The 7,027-nt window shown below is 57.1% G+C and carries 5 protein-coding genes; all 5 read left to right on the forward strand.

Annotation, left to right across the window (positions count from 1 at the left end; all coding sequences use genetic code 11):
- The 5 genes from FX155_RS10740 to FX155_RS10760 all read left to right on the forward strand — a co-directional run bounded on the left by FX155_RS10740 (position 1) and on the right by FX155_RS10760 (position 6,737).
- The gene (locus tag FX155_RS10740) at positions 1-2,049 is read left to right on the forward strand and encodes a DHH family phosphoesterase (protein ID WP_022486625.1); all 2,049 of its coding nucleotides are present in this window, start codon (positions 1-3) and stop codon (positions 2,047-2,049) included.
- Positions 2,009-2,461, forward strand: coding sequence for a 50S ribosomal protein L9 (rplI, locus tag FX155_RS10745; RefSeq protein ID WP_022486626.1), 453 nt, complete (start codon positions 2,009-2,011; stop codon positions 2,459-2,461). The genes FX155_RS10740 and rplI overlap by 41 nt, the downstream gene beginning before the upstream one ends.
- Positions 2,462-2,601: 140 nt before the next feature.
- Positions 2,602-3,933: a replicative DNA helicase gene (dnaB, locus tag FX155_RS10750; RefSeq protein ID WP_154488670.1), complete on the forward strand. Its 1,332-nt coding sequence runs from the start codon at positions 2,602-2,604 to the stop codon at positions 3,931-3,933.
- Between the two features lie 201 nt (positions 3,934-4,134).
- Entirely contained in the window at positions 4,135-5,427 is a 1,293-nt protein-coding gene (purB, locus tag FX155_RS10755) for an adenylosuccinate lyase (RefSeq protein WP_022486628.1), read from the forward strand.
- A gap of 20 nt (positions 5,428-5,447) precedes the next feature.
- Complete coding sequence (locus FX155_RS10760; RefSeq protein WP_154488671.1) at positions 5,448-6,737, forward strand: adenylosuccinate synthase; 1,290 nt, start codon at positions 5,448-5,450, stop codon at positions 6,735-6,737.
- Positions 6,738-7,027 lie beyond the last annotated feature (290 nt).

The raw sequence follows: 7,027 nt of genomic DNA on the forward strand, positions 1-7,027 counted from the left end.
ATGGAGGAGAAATCACGCCGGAACCTGTGGCAGTCCGTGCGCATCGGGGTGGCCCTGCTGGGGTCCGTCCTGGTGATCTACGGGATTGCGGTGAACCTGGCCATCTGTACGGCCATCGGGTTCATTTCGGTGCTGCTGGTCTATTATCTGACCTTCCGGAGCAACCGGCTTCGGGAAGCCTGGTTCAACCATTCCATGACCACAGTGGTCCGGAATATTGAACGGGCCAACAATTATGCGTCCCAGCGGATCCCCATCGGCATCGGGGTCTTTGACAAAGAGGGCCATCTCCAGTGGCGGAACCGGCTGTTCAACGAATTCATCGCGGTGGAGGTGCCGCTGGCCACACCTTTTGAAAAGGTGCTGCCGCCGCCGGACAACAACTTTGCCACCCTGCGGCTCCGGGATGCGGACAAGCAGATCAAGATCGGGGACCGGATCTACAAGATGCTGGTCCGGCGGATCCAGATCACCGACAATCCGGAGGAGGATACGGGGCTGGCCCTGTACCTGACGGATATCACGGACCGGGAACGGCAGAAAAAACGGTATGAGGAAGAACGGCCGGTGGTGGCCTATGTCCAGTTCGACAACTACGACGATGCCATGAAAGGCCTCAACGAAAACGAGCGGGCCAGCCTGATCGTGGACGTGACCAAGGCCATCGGGGGCTGGGTGGAGGAAGTCCACGGGTACTTCCAGAAATACACGGAAGACATGTTTGTGGTGGGCATGAGCCGGAAAGGGCTGACGGACACCATCAGCAAGAAGTTCCAGGTGCTGGACCGGGTCCGGGAGATCAAAAGCGGCAACCGGATCAGCCCCACCATCAGTATCGGGGTGGCGGCGGACGGCCGGAACCTGGCGGAACTGAGCCAGAAGGCCCAGGCGGCCCTGGACCTGGCGTTGGGCCGGGGCGGGGACCAGGCAGTGGTCCAGCTGGGTGACGATATGAGTTTCTACGGGGCCCGGGGCTCCGTCCAGGCGAAAAACACCCGGGTGCGGGCCCGGATCGTGGCCCAGGCCATCCACGAACTGATGGTCAGTGCGGACCAGGTGTTCATCATGGGCCATGCCAACGAGGACTACGATGCCCTGGGGGCAGCCATCGGGGTGGCCAAAATGGCCCTGACCCTGAACAAGAGCTGCTGCATCGTCACCAGCGGCCAGGGGCCTTCCCTGAAGAAGCTGGAGACAGTGTCCAAGGACCAGAGCGACCGGTACCTGTCCCTGTTCGTCAACGAGGAAGAGGCCTTGAAGAGGATCACTCCCGGCAGCATCCTGGTGCTGGTGGACCATCACCGGGCCATGCTGAGCGCGGCGCCCAAGGTGCTCCAGGCCATCCGCCGGCGGATTATCATCGACCATCACCGGCGGGCGGAAGATGCCATTACTGACGTGATGCTCCAGTATATGGAACCGTCTACTTCCTCCACCTGTGAAATGGTCACGGAGATCCTCCAGTATTTTGAAAACAAGCTGCAGTTTTCTGAAGTGGAAGCCACGGCCCTGTATGCAGGGATTTTGGTGGACACCAAGAATTTTGCGGTGCAGACCGGGGAACGGACTTTCGAAGCGGCGGCTTTCCTGCGCCGGAACGGAGCCGACCCCCATATGGTTTCCCTGCTGTTCAAGGATGATGAACATACGGTGCTCACCCGGGCCCGGATCATCACCGAGATGAAACAGCCCCTGCCCGGGCTGGCTGTGGCGGTGCACCAGTGTTCCTGTCAGGACAAGGATACGCCGGTGATCGTGGCCCAGGCGGCGGATGAACTGCTGACCATGGATGACATCCGGGCCAGTGTGGTTTTCAGCCAGAATGAAAATGGAGTCAGCATCAGTGCCCGCAGTGACGGATCCGTCAATGTGCAGGTGATGATGGAAGAACTTGGCGGCGGCGGCCATCAGACCGTTGCCGGGGTACAGGTGAAGGGCGTGACGGCGGAAGAACTGATGCCGAAGGTCCTTGAGCTGGCCAAAGAACAAATGAAGGAGAGCGATACAGATGAAGGTAATTCTGCTGCAGGACATCAAGAAATTGGGTAAGAAAGGCGATATCATCGAAACGGCGGAAGGTTACGGCCGGAACTATCTGATTCCCCGGGGAATCGCGGAAGAAGCCACCTCCCGGAACCTGAACCAGGCCAAACAGGACATGCAGGTGGCCAAACACCGGGCTGCCCAGGCTCATGACGAAGCGGTGATCCTGGCTGCCCAGCTGGAAAAGGTGACCCTGCACATGAAGGTGAAGGTGGGAGCCAACGGGAAGCTGTTCGGATCCATTGCTTCCAAGGATGTGGCGGATGCCCTGCTGACCCAGACCGGGATGGAAGGAGTGGACCGCCGGAAGATCGAGATTCCGGAAACCATCAAGAGCCCGGGGGTATACACCGCAACGGCAAAACTGCTGCCGGATGTATCCGCCAAGTTCAAGGTCGTTGTAGAAACGGAAGAATAAAAAAGGAACCCACCACCAGCCCCAGGCTGGTCCCCCGCCCTTGAAAAGGGCGGACAGACAGGACAATGGCTGTCTTGAGAAGGGGATCGGCACCTCTGTGATACGGTGGTGGGTTTCTTTTCAGGAAGGAGGTCTGCTCTTTGGAAGAACGTATTCCACCCCAGAATATCGAGGCGGAACAAAGTGTGCTGGGGGCCATGCTGATCAGCCGGGATGCCATCGACAAAGCCGGGGAAATCCTCAATGAGGATGATTTTTACCGGCCGGACAACCGGGTGATCTTTTCGGCCATTATGGATCTCCACAGCCGGAACGAGGCGGTGGACCTGGTTACGGTCACCGAAGAACTGCGCCGGCTGGGGAAGCTGGATGCCATCGGAGGCACGGCGGCCATCACCGCTCTCAGCAATGCGGTGCCCACCGCGGCCAATGTGGTGTACCATGCCAAGATCGTGGAGGAGAAATCCCTCCGCCGGCAGCTGATCAATTCGGCTACGGAAGTGGCGGCCAGCGGCTACGAGGAAGAACAGGACATTGCCCAGACCATCGACCAGGCGGAACAGAAGATCCTGGCGGTGGCCAACCGGAAACATTCCGGGGGCGTGGTGAAGATCAAGGACATCGTGAAAAGCGCCATGGCCCGGATCGAGGAATTGTACGACACCAAGGATGCCTTTACCGGCCTGCCCACCGGGTTTTCCGATTTCGACAAAATGACCAGCGGGCTCCAGCCTTCGGATCTGATCATCGTGGCAGCCCGTCCTTCCATGGGGAAATCCTCCCTGGTGCTGAACATTGCGGAACATGTGGCTCTGGACGGGGGCAAATCCGTAGCCTTCTTCTCCCTGGAAATGAGCAAGGAGCAGCTGGTCCAGCGGCTGCTGTGCTCCCAGGCCCGGATCGACGCCTCCCGGCTGCGGATCGGCCAGCTCCAGGAAAGCGAATGGCCCAACCTGGTGAACGCGGCGGACAAGCTCAGTGCCGCCAAGATCATGCTGGATGATACGCCGGGGATGACGGCCCTGGAAATGCGGTCCAAGGCCCGGCGGTGGAAAAACGAGAACGGCCTGGATCTGATCATCGTGGACTATCTCCAGCTGATGCAGGGGTCCTCCAAACGGGCCAGCGACAACCGGCAGCAGGAAATGAGTGATATTTCCCGGTCCCTGAAGGGGCTGGCCCGGGAGCTGAATGTGCCGGTGATCGCCCTGTCCCAGCTGAGCCGGAGCGTGGAACAGCGGACCAGCAAACGGCCCATGCTCAGTGACCTGCGGGAATCCGGGGCCCTGGAACAGGATGCGGATATTGTGTGCTTCATCTACCGGGACGATTACTACAACCCGGATACGGAACAGAAGAACGTGGCGGAACTGATCGTGGCCAAGCACCGGAATGGTCCGGTGGGCACGGTGCCGCTGTATTTCCGGAAGGATATCACCCGGTTCGAGGATCTGAGCCGGAGACCGGAATAAATGCGGCTGCCATACAGCAGCCGACTGTCAATTGTCAATTGCCGAAGGAAAGAACCCGCTTGGAACAGCGGGTTCTTTTATTGCAAACAAAAAATTCTTGTCGTTGCGAAGCGTTCGGTAAAATGATACAATAAAAAGACAGCGGGAACGGTGTGTTCCCTCGTTATGCCATTTTTTTGTTATACCTAAGGAGGAAGTATTGTGATTCCACGTTATACCAGTAAAGAAATGGGTTCCATCTGGACGGAAGAAAACGAAGACCGCAACATTGTCAAAGTTGAAGTCACGGCCTGTGAAGCCATGAACAAACTGGGCATTGTACCGGATGATGCGCTCCATGACATCCAAACCAAGGCGGACTTCGATCTGGACCGGGTCCATGAAATCGAAAAGACCACCAACCATGACATCATTTCTCTGCTTACTTCTGTGGCTGAACACGTCGGCGATGCTTCCAAATATATCCATAAAGGCCTGACCTCCAACGACGTGAAGGATACGGCCATGGGGCTCATGATGAAACATTCCGCGGAAATCCTGATCCGGGAAGAAAAGGAACTCCATGAAATCCTCAAGAGCCAGGCTCAGAAATACCGTCACACCCTGTGCGTGGGCCGTACCCACGGGATCCATGCGGAACCCATGACCTTCGGCCTGAAGTTCCTGCTGTGGATGTCTGAAACCGAACGGAACATCGAACGGCTGGAAATGGCCAAGAAATACATCTCCGTAGGGAAACTCAGCGGTGCCATCGGGACCTATTCCAACATTGATCCGTTTGTGGAAAAATACGTGTGCGAAAAACTGGGGCTGACCCCTGTGCCCATTGCCAACCAGGTTGTCCAGAGAGACCGCCATGCCTTCTATCTGAGCACCATCGCCGTGTGCGGCGCCACCCTGGAAAAGATGGCCACGGAAGTCCGTCATCTCCAGCGTACGGAAGTCCGGGAAGCGGAAGAATATTTTGCTCCCGGCCAGAAGGGCTCTTCCGCCATGCCTCACAAACGGAACCCCATCACCTGTGAAAAGATCTGCGGCCTGGCCCGGGTGCTCCGGGGCAACGCGGAAGCTGCCATCGAAAACGTGGCCCTGTGGCATGAACGGGATATTTCCCATTCTTCCGTGGAACGGATCATCCTGCCGGATTCCACCATCCTGCTGGACCACATGCTGCGGAAAATGAAGGACATCATGGGCAAGATGCTGGTATATCCGGAAGCCATGATGCGGGACCTGAACCTGACCGGCGGCCTGATCTACAGCCAGAACCTGCTGATCGCCCTGGTAAGCAAAGGGGTGCTCCGGGAAGATGCCTACAAGTGGGTGCAGCGGAACGCCATGGCCCGGTGGATGGAAGGGGCCGACTTCAAGACCAACGTGGAAGCGGATCCGGACATCGACAAGTACCTGACCAAAGAAGAAGTGGAAGCCTGCTTCGAACCGAAACATATGCTGAAGCATGTGGATGAAATCTACGCCCGGTTTGGAATGTAACCCGAAAGAAGGAGAACTCTATGTCATCTGTTGTTGTAATCGGTTCCCAGTGGGGGGACGAAGGTAAAGGCAAGATCGTTGACTACCTGGCCCAGCAGGCTGATGCGGTGGTCCGCTATTCCGGCGGTTCCAACGCCGGCCATACGGTGGTGGTCAATGACGTTTCCTACAAGCTCCGTCTGCTGCCCAGCGGGATTTTATACAAGGACAAAACCTGCATCCTGGGCAACGGTGTGGTGATCAACCCCCGTGTGGTGCTCCAGGAAATCGCCGAAATGAAGGCCAAGGGCGTGGATACCAGCAACCTGCTGATCAGCGACCGGGCCCATGTGGTGTTCCCGTACCATGAAAAGCAGGACGAACTCCAGGAAGCTGCCCTGGGGGATGCCAAGATCGGCACCACCAAAGGGGGCATCGGACCCTGCTATATGGACAAATATGCCCGTACCGGGATCCGGGTCTGCGATCTGATGAACAAAGACGTGCTGGCTGCCAAGCTGAAACGGAACCTGGATGCCAAGAATGCCCTGTTCACCAAAGTCTACGGGGCAGAACCTCTGGCCTATGAACCCATGCTGAAAGCCTACCTGGACTATGCGGAAGAACTGCGGCCCCATGTGACTGACACCAGCGTAGCTCTGGGGAACATTTTCGATGCTCACAAGAAAGTCCTGTTCGAAGGGGCTCAGGCCACCTTCCTGGACATCGACTACGGCACCTATCCCTATGTGACCAGCTCCAACCCCACCGCCGGCAATGCAGCCACCGGCAGCGGCGTAGGGCCCCGGTTCATCGACCATGTGGTGGGCGTGGTGAAAGCCTATACCACCCGGGTAGGGGAAGGCCCCTTTGTGTGCGAACTGTTCGATACTGACGGCCCGGGAACCTATCTCCGGAACACCGGCCATGAATTCGGCACTGTCACCGGGCGGCCCCGCCGCTGCGGCTGGCTGGATGCCTTCATGGTGAAATACGCTGCCCGGCTGAACTCCATGGATGCCCTGGCCATTACCCGGCTGGATATCCTGGACGGCATGGACGAAATCAAGATGTGCACCGGCTGGACCATCGACGGAGAACCCATCCAGCACATCCCGGCGGATCTGACCATCCTGGCCAAAGCCAAACCGGTTTACGAAACCTTCAAAGGCTGGAAAAAGGACATTTCCGGGGTACGGTCCTACAGCGACCTGCCGGCGGAAGCCCAGGCCTATCTGAACCGGCTCAGCGAAGTGGTGGGCGTGGAAATCGGCATTGTGTCCGTAGGGCCCAACCGGGATCAGACCTTCTCTCTGAAGGAATTCTTCTGAGCGGGAAAATAAATTTGAAAAAGGCAGAGAAAATGCTTGCATTTTCTCTGCCTTTTTGCTATACTAAATAAGCTTTCTCGAAGAGAAAGCAACAGACTGAAACGTGATCAGCAACGAAATGTTTCAACTGAAACATTGAAAGAAAAAAGTTGTTGACAAAGAAACGAAAGTCTGGTATTATATAGAAGCTGTCGCTGAGACAGTGAGACGAACTTTGAGAACTGAATATTGTTGACAGATGTGCGGGTCAAGTCACTTTTAGTGATGAGATCGAGTCACCTGGATGACAA

The sequence above is a fragment of the Acidaminococcus fermentans genome (assembly GCF_009696675.1).
Taxonomy (GTDB): domain Bacteria; phylum Bacillota; class Negativicutes; order Acidaminococcales; family Acidaminococcaceae; genus Acidaminococcus.

What these genes read in the sequence shown, in the direction of transcription:
- FX155_RS10760 (WP_154488671.1), top strand. Translation starts at nt 5,448, where the DNA reads ATGTCATCTGTTGTTGTAATCGGTTCCCAGTGGGGGGACGAAGGTAAA.
- FX155_RS10740 (WP_022486625.1), top strand. Translation starts at nt 1, where the DNA reads ATGGAGGAGAAATCACGCCGGAACCTGTGGCAGTCCGTGCGCATCGGG.
- rplI (WP_022486626.1), top strand. Translation starts at nt 2,009, where the DNA reads ATGAAGGTAATTCTGCTGCAGGACATCAAGAAATTGGGTAAGAAAGGC.